The organism is Paenibacillus sp. J31R122 (assembly GCF_056269185.1).
In genome coordinates, this window is record NZ_JBWDNM010000006.1 from 82,468 (window position 1) to 106,641 (window position 24,174).

Genomic DNA, 24,174 nt, shown 5'->3' on the forward strand with positions numbered 1-24,174 from the left:
AAAATGATGTGTAATAAGGCGGCCATACGGAGGCTGCCTTTTTTGCTGTAACATGCATAAATTCGAGGTGTTGTTGCAACAATATAATAACATTCTTAAGGGAGAGGGTCATGCAGGATGAGTTTATTGATGATAATCGGGGCTGCGGTTTTTGTGTTCGGAGGGATCATCAGCGTTAATATGATCCGGAAACAGCAGGAACAGCATCAAGAGCTGGATAAAGGAGCGAGTTCTACTACCGTAAAACACCCATGGACCGCAAATCCAATCTTTTTTGTCTACGTACTGTTTCCTTTGGTTGTTATTGTTGGGGCAATTATTTGGTATTTTATAAAATAATGATACATATGGGGAGGATATAGGGGTGGAAAAAAGAAGATATTATATTTCGGTGCAAGCCAAATCAATTTTGGAAAACCAAGGTGAAGCGGCCTATGAGCTGGAAATGGATGCAACGCCTGAAGAGGCTCAGAAGTTAAAAGTATTATTTGATGAGTTGGAGGATTTTGATTCCGCAACGTTCTTCCGAACACCTATTCCAGGAATCCCCTATCATCACGATAGTGAAAATGATGGTTATGATTATTCTCTAAAAGAGGTCTATAATCTTATTTACCATTTGGGTACAGAGGAAACAAAAGCACAAATACTATCTATGAATATTTTGAGCTAATAAAAGCCGTGGCCGTACAAAGACATTCGTCCTTGACTGCCACGGCTGAGCGTGTGTGTACTATTCTTTGTCTGTAACTAATTCCGCATTTGTATCTTTATCTTCATTAAACCACAAAGGATCCTCGCAATCGACTTCCCCGTTGTAGTTAATGAGTAACTCTTCTCCAGCTTTGATATCGGTGTATGCAAAGAAATCAACCGTATGATTATCAAAGTTAAGATCATAAAAGGCATTTGGCTCGTAGGAGTGGTTGAACAGCATGCCATATCCTAAGAGGATAGCCGAGTGATGTTCCCCGTAAGCAAATACATAATCTCCTAGTATGGTTTTCTCAATGTGAATATGTTCTTCTTTCGGATAAGGAATGACTGGCGCCTCATGGATAAGATCGCCTTTTGATATATTACGAGTGGCAAATACCCCTCTATTTAACTCCCCGTCGCTTAGTTCGGAAGTTTTTACCTCAATCATGTTAGCCACCTGCGCTATCTCTATTTTAGTACTGCAGTAAAAATTATATCACATAAGCAGTTCAAATCCATGATTATGCCATGAAGTGGCAATGAAAAGCTATGATACAAGCGGGAAGTTCATTATAATAGAAGGACAAACCATATATGGGCGAAATTTAAGCAAGGTAGGTTTAATAGAATGACATCTAATGAGCAAATGATATACCGCTTTAGTGAAGCGCCTATTTGGGAGCTGCAGCGCTCTTATTTCGAAGAGCAGGGAATGAAGGCATGGCAGAGCGACGAGGTTCCACAATACATAACGAGCAATCCGATGATAGCAGCTGCTTATGCGGAAATGATATTTGGGTTTCTTCAAGATAGAGCAAGATTAGGACATACATCAGAACCCATTACGATTGTGGAGCTCGGAGCGGGCTCGGGCCGATTAGCCTTCCATGTGCTTAAGGAGCTAGGTGAGCTAACGGACTATGCGGGTCTCCAACTGCCTCCGTTTCGTTATATAATGAGCGATTTACCAGTCAAAAATATCGCTTACTGGCAGCAGCACCGCAGCTTGCTGCCCTTTGTAGAGCGAGGTTTATTGGATTTTGCTCAATTTGATGCCGTTAAGGATACTGAGTTGAATTTGACGCAGTCGGGTAACACAATACGATCAGGTGATCTCAAGCAGCCGCTGCTCGTTATCGCGAATTACTTTTTTGACAGTATCCCGCAAGAGCTGCTTTATGTAGATGAGAGCAAGATTTATGAGTGCAAGGTTTCGATGGAATTTCATGGCGATGCTGACGGTCTTCGCGCGTCGGAGCTTCTGGAGCAGGTCAATACGGAGTACCATTACCGCAGAGCTGCCGAATATGAACAGGAAGCTTACCCCTACCGCGGCGTAATCGAGCTGTATAAGGAGAAGCTTGAAGATTCACATATTCTATTCCCGGAAATAGGTCTGTCCTGTTTGGAACGACTTGGTCAGTTATCGCAAGAAGGCTTTCTGCTGCTTACTGCAGACAAAGGCGACCACCGGATCGAGAACTGGGAATTTGCAGAGCCGCCCAAACTGATTCATCATGGCAGCTTCTCCTTGACGGCAAACTACCACGCTATTCAGCATGTTTTTGAGCAAAAGGGCGCGCAGGCCTTATTTACAAGCCATCATTACAAAAACTTAAATGTAGGTTGTATTCTCATGCTGTCTGAACCAACAAGCTATGCGAATACTCGATTAGCCTATCGACGGGCTGTAGAACGTTTCGGGCCGGATGACTTTTTCAGTATGAAAGTATGGTTTGACGAGCATCTAGATCAATTGGAGCTGGAGCAAATCCTATCCTTCTGGCGGCTTGGCGGATATGACGCGCAATTGTTTATTCAAAGCGTTAAGCGCATAACCGTGCTGCTTCCCTCAATCGGTGATGAAGAGATAGAGGATATTCGTAATGGAATAGATCGGATGTGGACGGGCTTTTACCCTATGGAAGAAAATGATGACTTGGCTCTAATGTGTGGAATGTTATTATTTCAAATGGAGCTGTTTGAGGATGCGCTGCTTTTCTTCCAACGTTCTATTACTGACTATAAAGGGAATGTCGAAGTACTCTACAGCTTGGCAATTTGCAGCTATGAGACGGGGGAAGAGGCAGCTGCCTTGGAGTATGCGCATAGAGCTTTAGTATTGGATCCGGACCATGAGGGAGCATTATCACTTCAGGAGAGCTTATGCTTGAGGTAACTGGAGAAAATGAATAGGGGATATGATAATGGGGAAAAGAGCAGGGGTCTTTGTTTGGGTAATTGTCCTGACACTGATGATTACAAGCTGTGCCACGAAGGAGAAAGAAAAAGCTCCTACGTCGAAAGCTGCGGGGAAAGATGAACTAATTGTAGCACTTGGCTCTGAACCGGATACGGGGTTTGATCCGACGACAGGATGGGGCAGATATGGTTCGCCGCTGTTCCAAAGCACTTTGTTGAAACGAGACGATGATTTACGTATTGTTAATGATTTGGCGACAAGCTACAAGGTAAGCGAGGACGGCAAGCAGTGGACAGTAAAGCTTAGAAATGACGCGAAATTTACTGACGGCAAGCCGCTGTCGGCAGAGGATGTAAAGTTTACATTCGAAACAGCTGCCAAAAGCGGTTCGGCTCTTGATTTGACTAACTTGTCCAGTATAGAAGTTGGACAAGACGAAGTAATCTTCACGCTTCATGGACCGCAGTCGACCTTTGTTTATTTACTGATCACTACCGGCATTATACCTAAGCATGTGTACGGCAGTGATTATGCAGAGCATCCGATTGGGTCTGGCCCATACAAGTTTGTTCAATGGGATCGAGGGCAGCAATTAATTGTAGAAGCCAATAAGGATTACTATGGTGATAAGCCTTATTTTAATAAACTGACATTTCTCTTCCTAAACGAGGATGCGGCTTTTGCCGCTGCCAAAACAGGAGAGGTAGATGTAGCCTATATTCCATCGACCTTCAGTAAGCAATCGGTTGCGGGTATGCGGATTGAAGCAGTGAAGTCGGTTGATAATCGGGGTATTGTATTCCCGTATGTCCCTTCCGGAGAGAAAACGGAAAAGGGATATCCGATTGGAAATGATGTTACGGCGGATGTGTCTATTCGTAAAGCGATAAATAGTGTTGTCGATCGACAAGCGTTAGTTGACGGAGTATTGGACGGACATGGATCTCCTGCGTATTCAGCTAATGACGGCCTCCCTTGGTGGAACGATGAGACGGTTATGAAGGATGGAGACAAGCAAGCGGCTCAACAGATTTTAGCCGATGGCGGTTGGATCGATAATAATAAAGATGGAATTGTGGAAAAGGGTTCAATGAAGGCAGAATTCACTCTCCTATATCCATCCGGTGACGTAACGCGCCAATCACTTGCACTGGCGGCTGCGGATATGGTTCAAGCCATTGGAATTAAAATCAATGTTGAGGGCAAAAGCTGGGATGAAATCGAGAAGTTTATGTATTCTAATGCGGTTATGTTCGGCTTTGGCAGCCATGATCCAATTGAAATGTATAATCTATATAGCAGTACTTATCGTGGGGTTGATTACTATAACACAGGTTATTATAGCAATGAAACCGTAGACCAGTATTTGGACAAAGCCTTACTCGCTCGAAGTGAAGAGGAGGCAATCCCATATTGGCAAAAAGCGCAGTGGGACGGTGAAACTGGGCTGAGCGCAAGAGGGGACGCGCCGTGGGCTTGGCTCGTTAACATCGATCACTTGTACCTTGTGAAGGATGGATTGGATATCGGCAAGCAGCGGATACAGCCGCATACGCACGGCTGGCCGCTAACTGACAATATACAGGCTTGGAGATGGAGTGAGTAAGAGGCAATGATTTCCGAAGTAAGTACATTCATTGGAAGGAAAGCCGTCCGTTTGGCTGTACTATTAGCTGCGGTCAGTGTCGTAACGTTTGTATTGATAAGCATGTCGCCCGTAGATCCGATACAAGCGTATATCGGCGCAGATGTCATGCGTGTTGGTCCGGAGCAGCGTCAGGAAATTACAGCTTATTGGGGGCTTGACCGTCCGCCTGTAGAACGCTTTGCAAAATGGGCGAATGCCTTGCTTCATGGCGACTTGGGGACATCCATGATTTTTCGCGAACCGGTATCGGAAGTTATAGCCGGTCGTTTTCTACATTCATGCCTCCTAATGGCAGCCGCCTGGCTGTTGTCCGGAATCATTGGTTTTACAGCCGGGGTGACCGCGGCAATGAAAAAGGATTCATGGGTAGACCGTTTAATTAAATGGTACTGCTATACGATAGCTTCTACACCTACCTTCTGGGTAGGGCTACTACTTATAATGATATTCGCAGTATGGCTGGGGTGGTTTCCTATTGGACTTGGGGTTCCTGCCGGCGTTTTATCTGAAAGTGTGACTATGGTGGACTATATTCGTCATATGACTCTTCCTGCCATAACGCTGAGCCTAGTTGCTATAGCGCCGATTGCCCTTCATACAAGGCAGAAGCTAATCGATGTGATGGCGAGTGACTATATCTTGTTTGCTAGAGCAAGAGGCGAGAAGGGGTTCGGTTTGCTTCGCAGACATGGGCTACGCAATATAGCCTTGCCCGCTATTACGCTTCAATTTGTTTCATTTGGCGAGCTGTTCGGAGGCGCCGTACTTGCGGAGCAGGTATTCTCATATCCGGGACTTGGACAAGCTACTGTAGAATCGGGTCTGCGGGGGGATGTGCCGCTGCTCATGGGGCTTGTTTTATGCAGCACACTGTTCGTTTTTACCGGCAATGCAATAGCAGATTTATTGTATAAATGGGTCGATCCCAGGATGAGACTTCGAAAGGGGATGAACGGATGAATAAGGTGGAGCATCTGTCCGTTATCAGACCTTGGAACGTATGGAATCATAGACGGCGTACGCTTCTTTCTGCTCTATTTGCGGCTTGTTTATTAATAGTTGTGGGCGTTGGGGGTAGGTTTCTTGGTTCTGATGGTCTTCAAACTCAGCTGGATCTCCGTAATTTAGCGCCATCATGGGCTCATCTATTTGGAACGGACTGGCTGGGTAGAGATATGTTTTCACGTACCATCAAGGGTCTTTCCTTAAGTATACAGGTTGGCTTGATGGGTGCAGCCAGCAGCGTGCTGATAGCAACAGCAATGGGCTTGATGGCTGCCACTATGGGGAAAACCGTTGACCGCATCATCTCCTGGCTGATCGATTTGTTTTTAAGCGTTCCGCATTTGGTGATGCTGATTCTTATAGCATTTGTGTGCGGAGGAGGACTTAAGGGAGTTGTCATCGGAATTATGCTGACGCATTGGCCGAGTCTAGCCCGCGTCTTGCGAGCGGAAGCTTTGCAGCTCATGTCCTCGGAGTATGTACTTATTTCCAAGCAATTGGGCAAATCCAGATGGTGGATCGCAACGCGGCACTTAAGCCCGCATCTGCTTCCGCAAATACTTGTAGGTTTTCTTCTTATGTTCCCTCATGCCATATTGCACGAGGCGGCGATCACATTTTTAGGCTTGGGCATGTCACCGCATCAGCCGGCTATAGGTATTATTCTTTCCGAATCGATGCGTTATTTATCGACAGGTATGTGGTGGCTTGCTGTATTTCCCGGGTTAGGACTATTAGCAACAGTGCGCGCATTTGATCGGTTGGGCGAATATCTACGCTTGTTAACGGACCCGAGAGGTGCGCATCTATAGATGAATCTTGGCTTTGGCCAAGAAGTGAGGGGGGAATCGGATGCCGCTCTTGGAAGTAAAGAAATTATCAATCTCTTTCAATCAATACGGAAGCGGTCTGCGACAGCATAGTGTTCAGATTATAGAAGATCTTGATCTCTCGATAGCTGAAGGAGAAATTGTAGCAATAGTCGGTGCAAGCGGGTCGGGAAAAAGTCTGCTGGCTCATGCGATTATGGGGATACTGCCGAGTAATGCTGTCGTTGCGGGCCATATTCGCTATGGAGGAGAGGAGCTTGATGCCTCTAGGCAAGCTCAGCTCCGTGGCAAAGAAATAGCACTTGTTCCGCAATCAGTCAATTTTCTCGATCCATTGATCCGAGTAGGCGCTCAGGTGAGATCGTCGTCTAGTGACAAAAGCGGTAAAGAACAGCTTGTTGAGCAGAGAAATTTATTTAAACGTTATCGGATAGCTGAGCATGTGGAGCGTCTCTTTCCTTTCCAGCTATCCGGCGGGATGGCTCGCAAGGTGCTTGTTTCTACGGCCACATTGGGCGGTACAAGGTTAATTATTGCGGATGAGCCTACACCTGGATTGCATTCAGAGGATGTAACAGAAGCGTTGATCCGCTTCAAAGAGCTGGCTGAAGCGGGCAGCGCGGTATTGCTTATTACTCATGATATCGGAGCTGCGATTCAAATTGCAGACAAGGTAGCTGTATTTTATGCGGGCACATGTGTGGAAATAGCTCCTGTAACTGATTTTGAAGGGAGAGGAGAGCGTCTCAGACATCCTTATAGTCAGGCCTTATGGCGCGCGCTGCCTCAAAACGGTTTTGAAATATACCCTGGCAGTCAACCAACGATGAGTTCATCGACTGGCGGCTGTTCCTTCGCGGAGCGCTGTCAATCAACCACATCCGAATGTACAATTGATCGGCCAACTATGGTTTCTGTACGGGGCGGTTCCGCGAGGTGCATTCATGCTTCTTGAAGGCAAAGATTTAGGCTGGCGTTACGGTAAAGATCCATGGCTTTTCAGAAACGTCAACATGACGGTTAAAGCCGGTGAGGTCGTTGGGCTGGTCGGTCCCAGCGGAAGTGGAAAGACAACGATCAGTCGCATTTTAGCGGGGTATTATAAGCCTCATGAGGGGAAAGTGTTGATTAATGGTGGTTATGAAGCCGCAAAAGGCATATATAATCCCGTGCAAATGGTTTTTCAGCATCCAGAGCGAGCTGTAAATCCACGCTTGAAATTATTAACCACATTGACCGAAAGCTGGACGCCTGATCTAGCTTTTCTTCATACGCTTGGTATTAAGGAAGAGTGGCTGCATCGTTGGCCAGGTGAGCTGTCTGGTGGAGAATTACAGCGAGTGTGCATCGCTAGAGCTTTGAACCCGTTAACGCAGGTTCTGATCGCGGATGAAATGACCACGATGCTGGACGCGATTACGCAAGCGCAAATTTGGCATGCTGTCCTTCACATTGTGAAAGAGCGCAATATTGGCCTTATGGTTATCAGTCACGATCATTCTTTAATGGATAAAATTTGCGATCGGGCCATAAATTTGGAATAGTTGAATTTAGGTAGAGGGAATAATAGTTGAATTCGCATTCTTTTTAATGTTTGCCGCAACTATTTAAGCAGATTAAACGTATTGAATAGGGGCTTGTCAAACAAATGTGTTAGGGGTTGAATCTTGAATTGATTCAGAAGAGAAAATGGACCATAGTATTTGCTATTTTACTTATTATCATTGCAAGTCTAGTTGCACTCTGGGTATTTATGAAACAGAATAAAACTAACAGTAATCAGCCGCCGAAGGAATTGATCATACCGGAGATAATAACGGATGTAAAAGAATCGTACGATGTGATTGTAGCTGGCACTGATCCGGAAGGTGTAGCTGCAGCTGTCTCTGCTGCCCGCAATGGGCTGAAGGTGCTGTTAGTTGACGGCAAGGATCGTGAAATATTAGGTGGATTAATTACATTGGGATGGTTAAATACACTAGATTTGAATTACTCACCGGTAAAATCGGATGTAGCGTGGAAACATAATTTTTTGAACAAAGGAATATTTCAAGAATGGTATGATCAGTTGGAGGGAACATCGGTAGATACGAATACAGCTGCGATAGTGTTCAATCAAATGGTGAAAAACGAACCTAACATTGAAGTTCTAATGAAGGTGAAGTCCATGAAACCAATCGTAGAGAATGTAAACGATTTGTCATCTATCACAGGCTTAACTATTGTGAAGGAAGATGGACAAGAAATCAATGTTCGAGCAAAGGCTGTCATCGACGCTACACAAGACGCTGATATAGCAGCTTTAGCAGGTGTGCCGTTTACAACTGGTCGACAAGATTTGGGCAATCCGGATGCTAAAATGGCGGTAACGCTAGTCTTTAAGCTTAGCGGTGTCACCCAAGAAATATGGGATACTTTTAACAAAAGAGACGATGGAACGGGTACTGACAAAATGAGCGCGTGGGGCTTTAAGGACGCCAAAGATTATGTATCCTCTAACCCGGATCGAGTCGGCCTTCGAGGGCTTAATATCGGAAGACAAAACGACGATACCATTCTAATTAATGCGATGCATATTTTTGGCATTGATCCATTGGATCCTGAATCAATTGAAGAAGCATTTGAGATCGGCGAGAAAGAAGCGAAGCTTATCACTGCTTTCCTTAAGGAAAACTTTCCTGAGCTCAAGGATCTTAAGTTTGAAGGTACTGCGCCTGAACTGTATATAAGGGAAACTAGACATATTGAAGGGGAATACCGATTAACAACGGCTGATCTATTAGAAAATCGTGATCAATGGGACGCAATTGCATACGGGTCTTATGCGGTCGATATACAAAGGTTAAATAATAACGATAATGGGGCTATCGTAATGGCGCCTGAACAATATGGTGTGCCTTTCCGCTCTATCGTCCCTCTAAAAGTGGACAACCTGCTTGTTGTCGGTCGCGCGGCAAGCTTTGATACGATACCGCACGGAAGTGCTCGTGTCATTCCGCTAGGCATGGCAACTGCTGAGGCAGCCGGTGCTGCGGCTAAGCTGAGCATTGACCAAAACATTAGTTTCCGGGAGTTGTCAAAGTCGAAAGAAAATATAGAAGCTTTACGTGCCATGCTTGTTAAGCAGGGTATGGATTTGACCATGAATAAGATAGAACCGACAGAGTACAGCAAGCATAAGGCTTACAATGGATTGCTTGCAGCAGTTAGCATGGGCGTAGCGTTTGGCGGGTATGATAATAGTAAATTTGATTTAGACCTTATTTCCAATCCTACACGTTTTGTGCGCAATATGAAGGGCGTTAGCCAAGTGCATGCATCATCTTTTCCAGGAAGCCTTGAGGATGTGTTAAAAGGAGTCGAAGATCCGCTTGGACCTTTATCCTTACAGCAAGCCGCACTTATCATTTGTACATCAGCTGGCATCAACACAACGCTTCAGAACGCGGTATCCGAATTGCAGACTAGAGGCTGGGTGAAGGATGCTGTTCTATCGATGATAGCAGATCCTGAAAACTTGACTGACGGTGATACGTATATGCTTATTCGAGACGTTGTGGAATATCATGCAGGAGTAGTCTATAATTAATGCGCTAGTTGGTAGTGTGAAATGTTCAATTACAATCAAATACGAGTCATAGGTTCATTAACCACAGTTAAGTTCCCTCAGCCTTCAAGATGGTACAATGATAACATCACTTATAATTTTAATCTTATGATGAAGGTGGCGGAAACGAAATGAATCTATCAAATATTGCAGCACAGTTATATACGCTGAGAGACTATTGCAAAAATGAAGAGGATTTCAAGCAAACGCTAATTAAAGTCAAAGAAATTGGCTATCAAGCGGTACAGGTTTCGGGAGTAGGACCAATCGCTGATGAGAAGATTAAAGAGATTGCTGATGAAGTTGGGCTTCAAATTTGCGCGACACATGTAAGCTATGATGAGCTAGTAAACAACCTCGACTTTTCCATTCAAAAGCATAAGCTATGGAACTGCAAGTATGTCGGATTAGGCGGCATACCTGTGGAGTATCGAAGCGCGGAGGGCTACTCAGACTTTGCGAAGAAGTTCTCGGAAATTGCGAAGCGTTTGAAGGAGCATGATCTTCAATTCATCTATCACAATCATCACTTTGAATACGAAAAGTTTAATGGAAGAACAGGAATGGATATACTAAGGGAAGAGAGTGACTTTGATTCCTTCGGGTTTGAGCTCGATACATACTGGGTGCAGGTTGGCGGCGTGAATCCCGCAGACATGATTCAGCAAGTGAAGGGCCGAATGGGTGTTGTGCATTTGAAGGACCTGGCGATCGTTGATAATAAGCAGGTGTTTGCGGAGATCGGTGAAGGCAACCTTAATTTCAATGAAATCATTGCGGCATGTCGTGAAATTGGCGTGGAATGGTATGTAGTTGAACAAGATGAATGTCTGCGCGATCCATTCGAAAGTCTCGCGATTAGCTTTCAAAATTTAAAGCAATTTATAGTTTAGACTTTTACTCGACTAACTAATCGTTAATAACAATAGAAGAAGGTCAGGACGCCGAGGCATCCTGACCTTCTTTGATTAGAAAGGTTTTTTTTATATTTCTTGTTTGGCGACGTTCGATTCCTTAGCTGTCATATGACTAGTGCCATAAAATACGCCTCCGGATTCAATAAGAAGATTATGTGCGGTTAAGTTGCCAATAAGTGTACCCGACGCGCGAATGATTAGTTTGCCTTTGACCTCTACATTGCCGTTTAACCGGCCTGCTAAAATGAGATCGCGCGAGATGATATTGGAGCTGGCTGAACCGTTTTCTCCAATGGTCACGTCTCCTGTTGATTCAATGTCTCCGACGACCTGTCCTTCGATGCGAATGCTAGCCTCGGATTTAATTTTGCCTTCAAATATCGTGCCCTCACCTATAAGCGTGTCCATTGTATCGGGATTTAACTTGGCGCCTTTGCTTTTAAACATATCACGGTTCCTTTCGATTGGCCTTAATATATGTCCATGGATCGACATCAACGCCGTTAACCGATACTTCATAATGTAAATGGGGTCCCGTACTTCGGCCTGTACTGCCCAGTTCTCCGATTATCTGGCCTTTTATGACCGTGTCTCCTACATCGACTAATCGTTTGTTTAGATGAAGATAGCGAGTTCGTAAGCCTCTTCCATGATCAATACTAATGTTGTTTCCATGTATGCGATCTCTCTCGGACAACGTAATTACACCATCAGCGGCTGCATAAATCGGATCGCCTCTATTTCCGCCAATATCGAGGCCGGAATGATAGGTTGATCTTCTAGTAAAGGGGTCTTTACGTGCTCCGAACAGCGAGGTTACTTTACGAGAATCAGTTGGCCAGATAGTTGGTGTAATGTCTAATATAGCTTGGTATTTAATAACTGCTTGCTTCGTCGCCTCTAAGTGAGGCTTTAGCTCATCCATTTGAAGTCGGATATCGGAATAGCTTTTCTTTGTTTCCGTCACGAGCGAGTGCGTCACTCCTTCCGGTATAAGAAACTCTTCACCGCCTTGCCCGCCTTCCTCCGTCTCAATACTCATGCGAGAAGCGGACATACCCTCTTCTATACCAACAAGCTGCTTGAGTTGAGCGTCCAGCTTATTTATTTCGACCAACTTTTGTTCCATCGTTTTCGCTTGCTCGGATAAATGGAACAAGTCCGTTTGCATATTAGCTATGTTAACTTCTTTATCGGATAGCTGCTGTTCATAGCGGGTTGTTGATGCTGTCAGCTCAGCCTTGAGCTGATCAGTAATGATTGTATGTTTGGTGAAGAGTGAGAAGAATATAAGCGCGCTTACAGAAAGGAGTGCGACAATAGTCGGAATTAATAATAGGATGAGTCCCGATATATGGTAGTGCCGAACGGATGAGTTTGCATCCGAAATGACTACGAAAGTGAACCTTTTAGACAACCATTTCATGACTTTCCTCCTATATTCAAAACAGCTTGTTGAAGGAGGTATTCGACATAGATATTCAAAAATCCTGTTTGTTTAATAAATATTGGAAGAAAAAGAAGCGATACAACCATATTGTGTCACAAATAGGTGGATGTGAGAACAGAATAAACCCCGAGAACGGCTGCTCTCGGGGTTATAGTGACAGATTATTACAGAAGTAATTCCAACCATTCTTCCAGTGTGACAGGCCCCAAGTAATAGGTTAGGTCTATTTTACCAAGCAGCTCCCTCAGTGCAGATGCTTCATACCGTGTGCCGATAAGCTGTGTGGCCACTTCATTGCTATCTCCTCTGCCGAAGAAGTCACCGAATATGACTGCGTTAGTAATGAGGCCTTCTTCAACCTGCAGACGAACGTCGAATGTCCCTGCTGCGGCAAGACGTTTCTTCTGCTGGACGTTGAAGGACGGCGAACGACCGTAGTTCCATTCCCAACTGCGGTAACGCTCGTCCGCCAGCTTATGTACATTTGCCCAATCCTCTTCCGTCAGCTCGTAGAAAGGAATTTCTGCTTCCTCCTCAAAGAGTGATTCCAATAGGCTCTGTCTAAATTGCTCAATAGAAAGGGGTTCAGTCAAAAACTCTGATATATTTGCTACTCTGCTGCGAATTGACTTTGTTGACTTGGAAACATATTTCTCAGGATTCACTTTCAGCGCGGATACGATGTTCTCCATTTCGGAATTGAATAGGAGCGTTCCATGACTGAACATTTTTCCTTTCGTCGAAAATTGCGCGTTGCCGGATATTTTTCGTTCACCGACTTGAAGGTCATTTCGTCCGGTCATTTCCGCATCTACTCCAAGCTTGCGAAGAGCTCGAACAACAGGCTCCGTAAACTTCTTGAAGTTGTGGAACGATTGACCATCATCCTTCATTATGAAGCTAAAGTTTAAATTGCCGAGATCATGATAAACAGCTCCGCCGCCGGATAGTCTGCGTACGACGTGAATGCCGTTTTGTTCCACGTATTCGGCATTAACCTCCTCAACGGTATTCTGGTTTTTGCCTATAATAATCGATGGCTCGTTTACGTAAAACAATAAGTAGTCTTCTGTATCAGGCAGTGAACGGAGGATGTATTCCTCTAATGCCAAATTCAATGAAGGATCGGTAATGTTTTTGTTGCTTACAAAACGCATGGTGTATTACCTCCAAATTTTTGTAGATCTAATTATCTTACTCCTAATGATATCCCATAGAAACCTACCTCTGTCAAATCGATCTGAAATATGTCTATGATTCTTTCTTTTATAAAGGCTGCAACTTCAGTATACTTATCTAGCAATCATGAATACAATCGTTTTAGTTTCGAATTATAGAATCGTGAACTAGCTATAAATTACCTATAGGGGTGACAAACATGGAAGTGAAATTTTGTATGAACTGCGGTCATGAACTGGCGATTCGCGAGGTTGACGGTACGGAGAGAATGGCATGCACGCAGTGCAGTTTTGTTCATTGGGGAAGCTATAGCATTGGTGTCGGAGCGCTTGTTCGCAAAGGAGACCAGATTCTTCTGGTACGGAGAGCACAAGAACCAGGTAAAGGCTATTGGACCAATCCTGGCGGCTATATTGAACAGCTGGAGCCGATTGAGGAGACGATACGAAGAGAAGTGCTTGAGGAAAGTGGCGTGGAGGCCATTGTGAGAAACGTTGTAGCACTCCGAGATCAGCCTAATAAAATCCATAACGTCTATATCGCATTCGACATGGAGTACGTTGGCGGTGAGCCTGTGCCAGATAACGTTGAGGTGGATGCTGCGGGATTTTTCAGTATGGAGGAGCTGGAGTCGATGAATGTAGCAGTCTTTACACGCTGGCTGGTTGACGTAGCTTTTCATGGCAAATCAGCAGGGTTAACCCGCGATGAAGACCCAGTTGTTCCACTAAAGGGCTATGGGCTGTTTAGGGTCTAATCGATACATTAGTTTAGTGTCACCATGAATAGCAAGGGTTGAATCGAAGTGAAGCACTAATGTCCATCAGGTTACTCTGTATCATCAGAGGATGATTCGACTCTTAATTTGACTGTTTGACTGTATTTCATCCAATCAAAGCCACATTTATTAAAGTTTATCTGAGCTTGACTGTATTTCATCCAATCAAAGCCACATTTATTAAGGTTTGTCTGAGCTTGACTGTATTTTATACAATCTAATTGTCCATTCCGCACGTAAACGGCCCTTTTTGGCGTTTTTGATTGTAGGTTTTCCATTCAGACACAAGGAAAACGTAATAAATAGATGTTTGGTTGTACAATATCCAATCAAATCGTAAATCAAACGCTAATAAAAAAGTAAATTTTGAACTAGGACACGATTTCGAGCACCCTTTCACGAAATCAAGTACAGATAGTAGGTAGAGCCTCCATAAACTAACGACATTCTTTCAGTGAATGCAAAAAAAAGGCTGTCGCGTCTAAAACGTCGGCAGCCTTCGCTTCGTATGTTTATTTGTTTGTTCTCCAAGCCAGTATGCCTGCGTTCATGCTCGTGCATGCCGCCAAAGCAGCTTCTGGTGTATTCAGCTCTTCACCCCATGCAACATAGTAACGGAATTCGTAGAATCCTCCTAATGTCGCTTTAAAGTTCGTCTCCCAATAATTATTCATTGGCCATGAGTAGAGATGGCCTGGATCATTTGCAAGCTCCGGATGTCCGCTTAGAAGACGATCCTCAAAGTCTAATGAACCGAGTTGCATTAGTGGTGTATCCGGCATTGCAATCGCAACACCTTGTGCTTCACTGACATACGCCACACCCTCATCAACACAGTAGAAGTCGGCAAGGGAGCCTGGCAGTTGATCGATACGCGGACGCAATGCTGCACCAGTTTTTTCAACCCAAAGCTGTTGCTGTTGGGAAGTAGGAGCACTTCCAAATGGAAGAGAAATGTATAGATTTTCTGGGTGCCATACACTTTCCTTATGCATGCGTACGGCAACATCGACACGGGCACGATCACTGTATGCAGTAACGAGCAAGGAATAATGATCGCAGCCATTTACGTTGTACGTCAAACGAACTTTAACGTTCAGTTCTCCCTTTTCAACAATATCAACATTAATAAGCGTTCCTACAGAAGTAATGGCGTCAGGGCCTCTGCGATTACGTCCCATCTTGCGTCGCACATCATACATACCAAATTCATTTGGTGCGAGTGTTACATTGTATACAGGAGAAAATGCCTGGTGACGACGGTCTGCGCGAAGCAGGTCCTTATTTGTAGCTTTGTCGATCCATTTCGTAATGCCGGCACCAATTTCCCATTCTATTCGAACGAAAGGCGAATCAATAAATTTCGGCGTAACGTGAAGCTTTGGCGCGACAGGTGGAATAATATCCATCATACGATCAGACCCAACATAATCTGTCTGATAGGCAGTTACAGCCTTGCGATTGGTAAGGGCTTTAATCGTCAATTGTACCTGTTGCTTAGGCTGAAGCGTTACCGGGATGGTAACGATGACACCGCGGGGCGCTGTAACCATTTGAGCCTCGTATTTGGTGCCAGTTGCTTCATCTATGACTTCAAAGCCATTCTTCAATTCCGAATTATACCACGGTTCCATAATGATCTGAGCATAATCCGTTTGTGCAAAGTCATATGGATTATTCAACTCGAACTTCATTGGACGATTAGGAGCTAGCAAGGCATCGCCACGTGCTTCAAGGATGTCGTATAAAGCCGTATGAGCGAGCGAGCTTGCATTGGCAGCATAGGCTTCTTTCCTACAGCCAAGCTCTTGGACGAACGGATTCCAAGGCTCTGTGACAGAGGAATGATAACCCCATGTATGCTCAGCGAATAGAGCAAGCTCATATTCAATCGCCTCGATACGTTCTTTGGAAATAATCTCATAAGCAGGATCTAATTGCTTTACCTTCTTGTACACACGTTGTGCTTCCCGGAAAATCTGTGCATGCATCGGTGTAGTTCCCGTGCCATCTGTCCACCAATCAGGCCAATCGCCACGGAAGGTTTCAATTTCAGTTGGATGTTCATCTGCATAAGCTCTTAAATCTGCAAAGAAATCTTCCAATGTCGCCGGTTGAATAAAGATGCGATCGCCATGCTTCTCATTCCAGCGATTTACAAAGTCCATCATTTCCGCATTTGGTGAGGCATTGTCGGTAGGTAGCCCGGACGCCATAACCGGTACAAACGGGAAAGTATAGTCATCAGCAATCAGTTGCTCTAAATAGCGATAGATTCGTTCTTCAGCTGCTTCAAAGGATACGCCGTTTCGGACATCTTGCTCATCACGAATCGTATAGGCTCCGCCAAGACCAGGGACCAGTCCGAGATCATTACCGAACACATAATGCTCGCCATTCCAAGTGAGAATACGATCTCCTTTGGGTGTTTCCCACCAGAATGGCATCTGCTTCTTCCACAGTGGGAACATCGAGTGATGGGTATGAATACATGTAATTAAATTGTCGATGCCTGCATCCGCCAGCACTTGACTGTAACCCCAGCCAAAGCCGGTAATGTCTGCCGTCATAGCAGAACGAATAGGGGACCCAATCGATTTTCCGTAATCGGTAACGCGTTGAATCATCACGGAGAGTAAATCTTTATCTATTTGCTCACTGAAATTGAGATAGGTACCGGAGAGACCGATATGGCCGTTCTTTACCGCTCGAGCGAATTCTTCTTTTTCTTCGTCAGTAGCTTTTAACAGGAACGATTCAATGGGCCAATATGTTTCGCATACCCATTTATAGCCTTTCCAGTCAGGTCTAGCGCCGCTCTCAATATCACGTACAATTTGCAGTGCCTGCCGAATATAGTTGACATGATATTGACGGATTTTTTCTTGACGCTCAGTATAACCGACATCGGTGTGGGAATGTTGTATTGCATAAATTTTCCAAGTTTTGTTCTGTGTCATAGTGAAACTCCTTTCGGGATTAGAGGAAATCAATATTGTAATGAAAAAGCTAGTTTTGAATCAGTTGATACAACTTGTGGAACCTTTATAGCTGGGATTGAACATGCAGCTTGAAGCGAAATAAAGCATCTTCATCGTACCACGCTTGGAAGTTTGTACCCCACACATTGTTATGCAAATTGATATGCATACCTCCAGTGAGTGAAGCGAATGTATGATCAAACTGGAGTAAGCGAGGCTCCCCAGGGCATACAAGTGCAGCATCCAAAGTATCAATACTGACCTTTCCGTCTGCAGCTGCATAGTACACGCCTTGCTGTACCGCATGCATATTGCGATTCCCGCCTTGAACGACGTCCAAAGGAGAGACAAGCTGTCCGATTTTGTCCAACTTCCATTGATTCGGGTTGTTAACGATCGGATTAAAGCTCATCCAAGCTGCCTCAGGAAGGCGGTATGCATCCTTGTCAAACCACTGCAGCTTGCATTCTACAGTATGAGTATTTTTCTTGAAAATATATTCGAGCGTTAAGTTTTTTGGAGCACCCATGCGCTCGCATGCAGCTCTTGGCATACGCAGGCTTGCAAGCACAACATCTTGTTCTTTGCCATAAACAACGTGCAAGGACTGGAGCTTCGGTGTCATGATTTCATGTGCAATCCAATCTTTCGTTAAGTCCATACCTGGCTTTCCGAAATCTCCGGTTGCCCACACATGAGTATTTCTCCATCTTACGTGGTATTCACGATACCAGCGGTCATAATCGGCCTGTGAATAGGTCTCGTAAGAGAATAATCCGATAAGATTGTTAGGGCCAGCCCACTCTCGACCACGAGCATCCTTCAATCCGACAATAGCACCGTTATCCTCAAACACAACTTCAAAATCTCCTAGTGCATAAGGCTGGTCACTAGATAGGACAGCTGCATCCGGCAGCGCGCAGCGAGAAGGCTTTAATGCGAGCAACGCAGCTTGTGCTTCAGCACGCCGTTCAGGGTGAAGGGCTTGTATCGCATTATCCAAGTATTCACGCTGCTCCTGCCAAGACTGCTCCATAAGACTAAAGGAACGTGCATTCAGTTTTTCTATGGCTTTATCACCAAACATTTCCATCATTTCGGCACGTGAATTCGTTTCGTAGAAACGATATTCCAGTGGATTCAAGCAAATATTGACCTTGTCACGCTTACGTGCCTGCCTGAAATGATCTTTATCATAATGAATATAATCCGCAAGATATCGTTTGATATCTAGTCCCCAGGTATGCTCAGGGACCATAATTAACTCATCGCAGAAATTGTGATACTCTTCGTCGCTCTCTGTAAGCACTCCTGCTTGCAGCCATTTACTCTTTAAGCGGAGCAATTCACGGTAGCTAGCTAATTTATAGGGATCTGTAGAAGCGCCATGAATCCAGCTGTCACCGATTTCTTCTTCCACGACAGGCAAGGCATCACGGAATTCCCATACTTTTTCGGCATACTGGTCTAATGTAGAAGCTTTAATCTCTGCATGTGGATAAACTTCTCGCAGCTGGGCAAACTCTGCTTCGATCTGCTCAACAGTGGAAGGTCCATGGTTATCATGAGTATGTGCAAAGTAGAGAACATCGTTCAATCCTTCAAGCTCAAATGTTGAGCCGTAATCTTTACTGTATTGGACAACAATTTCAGAGCCGTCCGTATTTCGCCATAAGAACATTTCAGGAACGTGGGGAACATGGCTAGAAGGATTTACACCTAAATGCAAATACTTTAATCCAGCCTTCGCCATATGCGTAATTAAAGAGCGTGTATGACCAGGAACATCGGTCATTTTGGCAGCGATCGTCCGCTTGCCAAATCGTTGGTCAAGGCGCATCGCCATTTGGATGCTATAATCAAGCAATTCGCTATCAAGTAATTCGGTATACGAAGTAAAAGGAAGACCATGCCATCTTAAATAGTCTTTTGCGATCGCTTCCTCGACTTGTTGTTTAACTTCGTCAGTGCCATGTTTTAATAGATAATGGATTAACCAGGAGCCCGTTGTCCAGATAAAGGAACCCTTCTCTGGATGCTCGACAAAATATTTAGCTGTTTGAATCGCATTGGGGAAGAACTGGTTCATATATCGGTCCGTAACATTCTTCGCGAGGTCTGTGTAGCCAATATCCAAGTGTGTCTTGAATACAACATGGATGTGTGCTGCGTTATGTTTCAAGCTCATCGCTCCTTCCTAGTGGTTACGGGTTTATTGTATAGCAATTTATCTTATTTGACGTTTCGATTTATTTCTAATAGGATCTGAAACATATTAGTAGGAGAGGTAGTGTATAAAGGCCGGCGTGGACATGGAGATGTCAGGTGAATCCTTCGGCAGATACCTGAAGCGAGCGTTGGGGGAGAAGCTGATAGAGTTGTCGAAACAGGATTAGATCGTACGCAGTAGAACTTGAGTAGAGTACAGCTGGAGCTTTTACACGGTTATCACAAGAGCATATTGATAAAGGAGCTGTTGTTATTGAACAGCAGCTCCTTTATCACATACAGGCCATTATGGAAACACGGTATATCTTAGAATCTATTTCATCTTTACACCGTTTAAGGAAATTACGAATTATGATGCTCTTGGCGCCATGCATCTAATTGTTTCTGCACCTCTACACGTACTTTCTCAAGTCCAGCTTTATGCAGTTCTTCATTAAATTTGGGCAGGAAGGTGTCGATATCGACACTGCCGGTCATGAGTAGAGGATAGTATTTAAGCCATACCATTTCGATTTTCTTAGATTCATCATTCATCATGGATAGGTCAGGGCTAAACCCTAGTACTTTAGATTTTGCGACTTTGGCGTTATACGTACGGAATTGCTCCCATTTATCCAGAGGATCAGGAAAATCACCACCTAGTGTATTTAAGATAAACCAATTTCCTTGTGTGTATTGAACCCCCGCATAATTGGGAGCTTGATTCGTTAATGGATTCCCCTGAGCATCCTTCGGTGGAATAAGAACAACCTGACCATTGTGATCCAAGTTGTAATGAATCCCTTCAATACCATAGTTAAATAGATTACGCAGCTCGGAATCGGTATTTAGTAAATTTAAAAATTCGATAGATTCTTCTGGATGCTTTGTGTTTGCGTTAACAGCCATCATCCCCCCAAGTACGGAATCATTCGTGGCGATTTCACGAGTGACAGGATTCGATACTACCTTGTACCCCAGATCTTTACTCCAGACGCTCTCGGATAGCGGTCCGCCGCTTGCGGATTTCCAGAACACCTTAGAATCTCGTTGAAGCGCTCCCGGTTCACGCAATGCAGCATCTTGATTAATGAATCCAAGCTGATAGTAATGTCTGAGTGTTTTTAATATTTGCTTGGCTTCAGTGGTTTCGAAGATATTGACGACGGATGCGGTTGGATCCAGCGATTGTATCATTAAAGGTATTTTATAATTTGTAATATATTCATATCCGTACATTGCGAAGAAATTGTGAGAGTCCTTGTTCAGCTCCATGGGAATGTAATCCGGTTCATTCTTTTGAATCATCTGTAATAGAGGCTCTAGCGACTCTAACGTGTTGTATTTTGAGATATCGATGTTATATTTTTTTATCAATGCTTCCGGATACATCCAATTTTCAAGCACGGCTAGTTCCTTGTTCGTAGGAATGCCATAAATACTTCCATCGTTAAGCTTCATGCCTTCCCAGAAGACGGGGTCGATCGCATCATACATCTCTTTGCCTTGATTCGTTAAATAATCATTAAGCTTCAACCAGGCACCGCGTTTTGCGTACGTATTAAAGTTAGGAGTAAAGGCGATATCAAAAGTGGTGTCCGATGAGATCATCGTATTCAAACGATTCTCGTATTCTTCCCAGCCAATCTTATTATATGTGATTGTAACTCCGATCTTCTGTAGAAGAAGCTCATTGATCTTGTTATTGACAAGCTGAAGATCTTTATCTGGATCACCAATCGTATAATAGATGAGATTGACAGGTGATTCGTTGCGGGAACCGGGAGCGGTCGTATTCTGATTCGTGCATCCGGTGAGCTGTGTAATGACTAATAGGGCAAGACCAACGATTAGGTAACTACATTTATTCATGACATGTATCTCCCCAACACCTTTATTGTTCAATTATAACAATTAATAAGTTTCACACTTATAATATGCTTATAATTCACCGCAAAACGAGCTTATGCCGCCAGAGAACGGCGTCAGCCGTTTACGCTTGAAATATAAGAATTTATAAGTTTCACTATTTATAATAGGCTTATATTTTGACGAGAAACCGTTCGTCCTTAGAAAAGGACGACGAAGTCGTTTCTTCTTAATTAAAGCCGCTTAATTTTTTTCGCGTAAATCAGATGGTGATTTTCCAAAGTAGTTATGAAAATGTGTGTAAAAATAATTTAAGTTATTGTATCCTACTGAACCAGCAATCGTTTGAATCTTCTCATTTGTAGATAAAATAAACTCTTTTGCACGCTGCATGCGATAAATCATCAAATACTCTGACAGCTTCATCTGTGTTTCTTTAATAAATAATTGCCCAAGGTAGGTGTTATTCATTTGTAAACGATCTGCGACAGATTTAAGTGTGATGTTCTGGGCATATTCTGTCTTAACCATCAGTAGAATACGTCGCACTAACTTGGACAGAGTGTCATAGGGGACACCGAGTACAGGATCCATTTGGAGTGAATTTTCATTTTGATTCCTTATTGTCCCATTGAGATCCTTAACAATAATATTCTCGACTACCTGTTGCAGCTTTTCACGTTCCACGGGCTTTAGTAAATAATCTTTGACTCCGCAACGAATGGTTTGCTGAGCGTAGTGGAAATCACTATAACCGCTCATAATGATATACTTTGTTGGAAGGTTTGCTTCATTGAGTATTTGAATCGCATCGTATCCACGGTTTTTTCCAATGCATACATCAAAAATGGCGATATCAGGTATTAGCTGTATTGCTCTGGATACCGCGGCTTCTGTGGAATTGCAAGTTTCGATGTGCTCGAACCCATAATGTTTCCAATCCAGAATAAGCTTCATTCCTTCTAGAATCTGTGGCTCATCATCAACAATTAACAGCTTGTACATCTTTAATCACCTCTTTAGAAATCTGAACAGAAATTTTAACGCCTGCTTCATCATTGTTATCGATGCTTATGGAAAGACCTTTCTCATAATAATATTTTAGCCGATTGTAGACATTATATAAGCCGATACTCTTCGTATTCGTGCCGTAGTTGCTCGATAAGGTATATCGAATATCAGCTAGCTTCTCTTCTTCAATGCTGATGCCGTTATCGATAAATTCCAATCTATAGAAATCTTTGTCTTCCCAACCTTTTACTATAAATAGATTAAATTCCTTTTCAATTGAAAAACCATGAACGAAGAAGTTCTCAGCTAAAGTTTGCATCCAAAATTTTATGGTAGGAAGCTCCAGAACAGAATGCTCTACATCGATTTGAGAAAAAAAATGATCAGGGTACTTAAATTCCATAATTTTAAGGTATTTTTGTAGCAGATCCAATTCGCTTCCAATAGATATAATATTGTCTTTCTGTACAATATCACGATATAACGCACCTAAAGTAGCAATGGCATCTGCCGTATGTGCATCCTGATTCACCAATGCTGTAGATCGAATAACCTCTAGTGTATTATAGAGGAAATGTGGATTAATCTGATGTTGCAGCGCTTTCATTTCTGCTTCCTGCTGTTTCAATTTGAGTACAAATTCATTGCGAATATGTCTGTCAAGCTGGTGGATCATATCGTCTACTTCACGCGCAATCATGCCGTATTCATTACGCCGATAGCGTGCAGGTTTATTCGGGGTAAAGTCGGCGGTTTTCACTCGTTTAATGGATTGAATGATACGATGCAGGAAGCGAGCGTCATCTCGAAGATTATAAACAACGAGCAGTAATACGCTGACCATAGCAGTTAATATGACAAAGAATAGCAATAATAGCACCGAGCTTTGCTGACGTATTAATGTACTCAACTCTACTGTACTTACAAACTTATAATTAAACTTAGATGATGAAAAAGTGACGTAGAAGGTCGGTGTCAGCGATTTATCAAATATAAGTCCATGTGTATCCTTATTGGCAATGGATAGTTGAACAATATTCTCTGTCTTCATATTGCCATTGCCGATGAGATATACATCCCCAGCAGCATTAACGGCTGCTGCTTCACCAAGCTGATAATTGCTAACACTGCTGAAAATTCGCTCGCTACTAACAAGAAAGCGAATTTCACCTGATCCCTCTGTGCTTTGAAATAATTTCTTTCGATATACGAAACCCTTTTTAATGCTTTCTTGGAATATTTCGTCATCGTTGGATCTACCGAATTGATAGCTAGGAATGCCGTTGTTATCAAAAAAAATAACATTGCCATTATGCTCCGAATGTACGCTGATTTGTATAATATCTCCCTGTGCCCAGTTATATAGGTAGGTTTTAACATCTTCCGGGAAAGATAGAAGCTCCTGTTGTGGGTAAGGGTTGTTCAACAGTCTATTAGTCAAATATTGATCGATGGTTGGACTCATAAAGTGTTGAGTATCCTTCATTAGAGCCTGATTGGAATAAATTCTCTGTAAATAAGCTTCTATGCGATCCGTATCATTTTGGAAGTTATTTTCAATGCGAGAAAAAGCATTGGCAGCTTCGATTCGAGCGTTGCCAAGCGATTGATTGATTACGATTGCACTTATCAACAGATGTAACGTTACTCCAATTAATAAAATGAAGATTAGATATGCCCAAAACTTGTTACGATAAATCATTATACGCCAAACAGTATTCATGCGGCACCTCAACACATCTAGGAAGTAAATAATGATAGTATTATATCAATTACTTGATTATATATT

At 43.5% G+C, this 24,174-nt stretch carries 20 protein-coding genes; 11 read left to right on the plus strand and 9 right to left on the minus strand.

Annotated features, from left to right (window positions below):
• Positions 1 to 117: 117 nt before the first annotated feature.
• Complete coding sequence (locus AC0YN7_RS11850; RefSeq protein WP_475810205.1) at positions 118 to 339, plus strand: hypothetical protein; 222 nt, start codon at positions 118 to 120, stop codon at positions 337 to 339.
• A 25-nt stretch (positions 340 to 364) separates the two neighbouring features.
• Positions 365 to 673: a hypothetical protein gene (locus AC0YN7_RS11855; protein WP_475810206.1), complete on the plus strand. Its 309-nt coding sequence runs from the start codon at positions 365 to 367 to the stop codon at positions 671 to 673.
• A gap of 60 nt (positions 674 to 733) precedes the next feature.
• Here the strand turns inward: AC0YN7_RS11855 and AC0YN7_RS11860 are convergent, their stop codons facing one another.
• Entirely contained in the window at positions 734 to 1,147 is a 414-nt protein-coding gene (locus AC0YN7_RS11860; protein WP_475810207.1) for an SET domain-containing protein, read from the minus strand.
• Between the two features lie 180 nt (positions 1,148 to 1,327).
• Between AC0YN7_RS11860 and AC0YN7_RS11865 the strand changes: the two genes are divergently transcribed.
• The 8 genes from AC0YN7_RS11865 to AC0YN7_RS11900 all read left to right on the plus strand — a co-directional run bounded on the left by AC0YN7_RS11865 (position 1,328) and on the right by AC0YN7_RS11900 (position 10,885).
• Positions 1,328 to 2,878, plus strand: coding sequence for an SAM-dependent methyltransferase (locus AC0YN7_RS11865; protein WP_475810208.1), 1,551 nt, complete (start codon positions 1,328 to 1,330; stop codon positions 2,876 to 2,878).
• Between the two features lie 28 nt (positions 2,879 to 2,906).
• Positions 2,907 to 4,508: an ABC transporter substrate-binding protein gene (locus AC0YN7_RS11870; RefSeq protein WP_475810209.1), complete on the plus strand. Its 1,602-nt coding sequence runs from the start codon at positions 2,907 to 2,909 to the stop codon at positions 4,506 to 4,508.
• 6 nt (positions 4,509 to 4,514) lie between these two features.
• Positions 4,515 to 5,510, plus strand: coding sequence for an ABC transporter permease (locus AC0YN7_RS11875; protein ID WP_475810210.1), 996 nt, complete (start codon positions 4,515 to 4,517; stop codon positions 5,508 to 5,510).
• On the plus strand, positions 5,507 to 6,367 hold the full coding sequence (locus AC0YN7_RS11880) for an ABC transporter permease (RefSeq protein WP_475810211.1): 861 nt from the start codon (positions 5,507 to 5,509) through the stop codon (positions 6,365 to 6,367). Before AC0YN7_RS11875 ends, AC0YN7_RS11880 begins: the two co-directional genes overlap by 4 nt.
• 40 nt (positions 6,368 to 6,407) lie before the next feature.
• Positions 6,408 to 7,340, plus strand: coding sequence for an oligopeptide/dipeptide ABC transporter ATP-binding protein (locus AC0YN7_RS11885; RefSeq protein ID WP_475810212.1), 933 nt, complete (start codon positions 6,408 to 6,410; stop codon positions 7,338 to 7,340).
• On the plus strand, positions 7,330 to 7,929 hold the full coding sequence (locus tag AC0YN7_RS11890; RefSeq protein ID WP_475810213.1) for an ABC transporter ATP-binding protein: 600 nt from the start codon (positions 7,330 to 7,332) through the stop codon (positions 7,927 to 7,929). Before AC0YN7_RS11885 ends, AC0YN7_RS11890 begins: the two co-directional genes overlap by 11 nt.
• A 128-nt stretch (positions 7,930 to 8,057) precedes the next feature.
• A complete protein-coding gene (locus AC0YN7_RS11895) occupies positions 8,058 to 9,974 on the plus strand; it encodes an FAD-dependent oxidoreductase (RefSeq protein ID WP_475810214.1) in 1,917 nt (638 codons plus the stop codon).
• Between the two features lie 149 nt (positions 9,975 to 10,123).
• Positions 10,124 to 10,885 carry a sugar phosphate isomerase/epimerase family protein gene (locus AC0YN7_RS11900; protein ID WP_475810215.1) on the plus strand — a complete coding sequence of 254 codons (762 nt, stop codon included), beginning with the start codon at positions 10,124 to 10,126 and terminating at the stop codon, positions 10,883 to 10,885.
• A gap of 90 nt (positions 10,886 to 10,975) precedes the next feature.
• On the opposite strand, the gene AC0YN7_RS11905 is transcribed toward AC0YN7_RS11900, so the two are convergent.
• The 3 genes from AC0YN7_RS11905 to AC0YN7_RS11915 form a co-directional block, all read right to left on the minus strand.
• Positions 10,976 to 11,356 carry a bactofilin family protein gene (locus tag AC0YN7_RS11905; protein ID WP_475810216.1) on the minus strand — a complete coding sequence of 127 codons (381 nt, stop codon included), beginning with the start codon at positions 11,354 to 11,356 and terminating at the stop codon, positions 10,976 to 10,978.
• Position 11,357: 1 nt separating this feature from the next.
• On the minus strand, positions 11,358 to 12,335 hold the full coding sequence (locus AC0YN7_RS11910; protein ID WP_475810217.1) for a M23 family metallopeptidase: 978 nt from the start codon (positions 12,333 to 12,335) through the stop codon (positions 11,358 to 11,360).
• A gap of 188 nt (positions 12,336 to 12,523) precedes the next feature.
• Positions 12,524 to 13,516, minus strand: coding sequence for a lipoate--protein ligase (locus tag AC0YN7_RS11915; protein WP_475810218.1), 993 nt, complete (start codon positions 13,514 to 13,516; stop codon positions 12,524 to 12,526).
• 221 nt (positions 13,517 to 13,737) lie between these two features.
• On the opposite strand from AC0YN7_RS11915, the gene AC0YN7_RS11920 reads away from it, so the two are divergent.
• Positions 13,738 to 14,295: an NUDIX domain-containing protein gene (locus AC0YN7_RS11920; protein WP_475810219.1), complete on the plus strand. Its 558-nt coding sequence runs from the start codon at positions 13,738 to 13,740 to the stop codon at positions 14,293 to 14,295.
• Positions 14,296 to 14,828: 533 nt separating this feature from the next.
• On the opposite strand, the gene AC0YN7_RS11925 is transcribed toward AC0YN7_RS11920, so the two are convergent.
• The 5 genes from AC0YN7_RS11925 to AC0YN7_RS11945 all read right to left on the minus strand — a co-directional run bounded on the left by AC0YN7_RS11925 (position 14,829) and on the right by AC0YN7_RS11945 (position 24,108).
• On the minus strand, positions 14,829 to 17,276 hold the full coding sequence (locus AC0YN7_RS11925) for a glycoside hydrolase family 38 N-terminal domain-containing protein (protein WP_475810220.1): 2,448 nt from the start codon (positions 17,274 to 17,276) through the stop codon (positions 14,829 to 14,831).
• Between the two features lie 85 nt (positions 17,277 to 17,361).
• A complete protein-coding gene (locus AC0YN7_RS11930) occupies positions 17,362 to 19,479 on the minus strand; it encodes a DUF5054 domain-containing protein (protein WP_475810221.1) in 2,118 nt (705 codons plus the stop codon).
• A 389-nt stretch (positions 19,480 to 19,868) separates the two neighbouring features.
• Positions 19,869 to 21,377, minus strand: coding sequence for an ABC transporter substrate-binding protein (locus AC0YN7_RS11935; protein WP_475810222.1), 1,509 nt, complete (start codon positions 21,375 to 21,377; stop codon positions 19,869 to 19,871).
• 240 nt (positions 21,378 to 21,617) lie between these two features.
• Entirely contained in the window at positions 21,618 to 22,379 is a 762-nt protein-coding gene (locus AC0YN7_RS11940; RefSeq protein ID WP_475810223.1) for a response regulator transcription factor, read from the minus strand.
• On the minus strand, positions 22,357 to 24,108 hold the full coding sequence (locus AC0YN7_RS11945) for a sensor histidine kinase (protein WP_475810224.1): 1,752 nt from the start codon (positions 24,106 to 24,108) through the stop codon (positions 22,357 to 22,359). Before AC0YN7_RS11945 ends, AC0YN7_RS11940 begins: the two co-directional genes overlap by 23 nt.
• Positions 24,109 to 24,174: the final 66 nt, after the last annotated feature.

Coding starts and splice junctions, on each gene's coding strand:
- AC0YN7_RS11850 (WP_475810205.1), top strand. CDS start 118: ATGAGTTTATTGATGATAATCGGGGCTGCGGTTTTTGTGTTCGGAGGG.
- AC0YN7_RS11860 (WP_475810207.1), bottom strand. CDS start 1,147: ATGATTGAGGTAAAAACTTCCGAACTAAGCGACGGGGAGTTAAATAGA.
- AC0YN7_RS11865 (WP_475810208.1), top strand. CDS start 1,328: ATGACATCTAATGAGCAAATGATATACCGCTTTAGTGAAGCGCCTATT.
- AC0YN7_RS11870 (WP_475810209.1), top strand. CDS start 2,907: ATGGGGAAAAGAGCAGGGGTCTTTGTTTGGGTAATTGTCCTGACACTG.
- AC0YN7_RS11875 (WP_475810210.1), top strand. CDS start 4,515: ATGATTTCCGAAGTAAGTACATTCATTGGAAGGAAAGCCGTCCGTTTG.
- AC0YN7_RS11880 (WP_475810211.1), top strand. CDS start 5,507: ATGAATAAGGTGGAGCATCTGTCCGTTATCAGACCTTGGAACGTATGG.
- AC0YN7_RS11885 (WP_475810212.1), top strand. CDS start 6,408: ATGCCGCTCTTGGAAGTAAAGAAATTATCAATCTCTTTCAATCAATAC.
- AC0YN7_RS11890 (WP_475810213.1), top strand. CDS start 7,330: ATGCTTCTTGAAGGCAAAGATTTAGGCTGGCGTTACGGTAAAGATCCA.
- AC0YN7_RS11900 (WP_475810215.1), top strand. CDS start 10,124: ATGAATCTATCAAATATTGCAGCACAGTTATATACGCTGAGAGACTAT.
- AC0YN7_RS11905 (WP_475810216.1), bottom strand. CDS start 11,356: ATGTTTAAAAGCAAAGGCGCCAAGTTAAATCCCGATACAATGGACACG.
- AC0YN7_RS11910 (WP_475810217.1), bottom strand. CDS start 12,335: ATGAAATGGTTGTCTAAAAGGTTCACTTTCGTAGTCATTTCGGATGCA.
- AC0YN7_RS11915 (WP_475810218.1), bottom strand. CDS start 13,516: ATGCGTTTTGTAAGCAACAAAAACATTACCGATCCTTCATTGAATTTG.
- AC0YN7_RS11920 (WP_475810219.1), top strand. CDS start 13,738: ATGGAAGTGAAATTTTGTATGAACTGCGGTCATGAACTGGCGATTCGC.
- AC0YN7_RS11925 (WP_475810220.1), bottom strand. CDS start 17,276: ATGACACAGAACAAAACTTGGAAAATTTATGCAATACAACATTCCCAC.
- AC0YN7_RS11935 (WP_475810222.1), bottom strand. CDS start 21,377: ATGAATAAATGTAGTTACCTAATCGTTGGTCTTGCCCTATTAGTCATT.
- AC0YN7_RS11940 (WP_475810223.1), bottom strand. CDS start 22,379: ATGTACAAGCTGTTAATTGTTGATGATGAGCCACAGATTCTAGAAGGA.
- AC0YN7_RS11945 (WP_475810224.1), bottom strand. CDS start 24,108: ATGAATACTGTTTGGCGTATAATGATTTATCGTAACAAGTTTTGGGCA.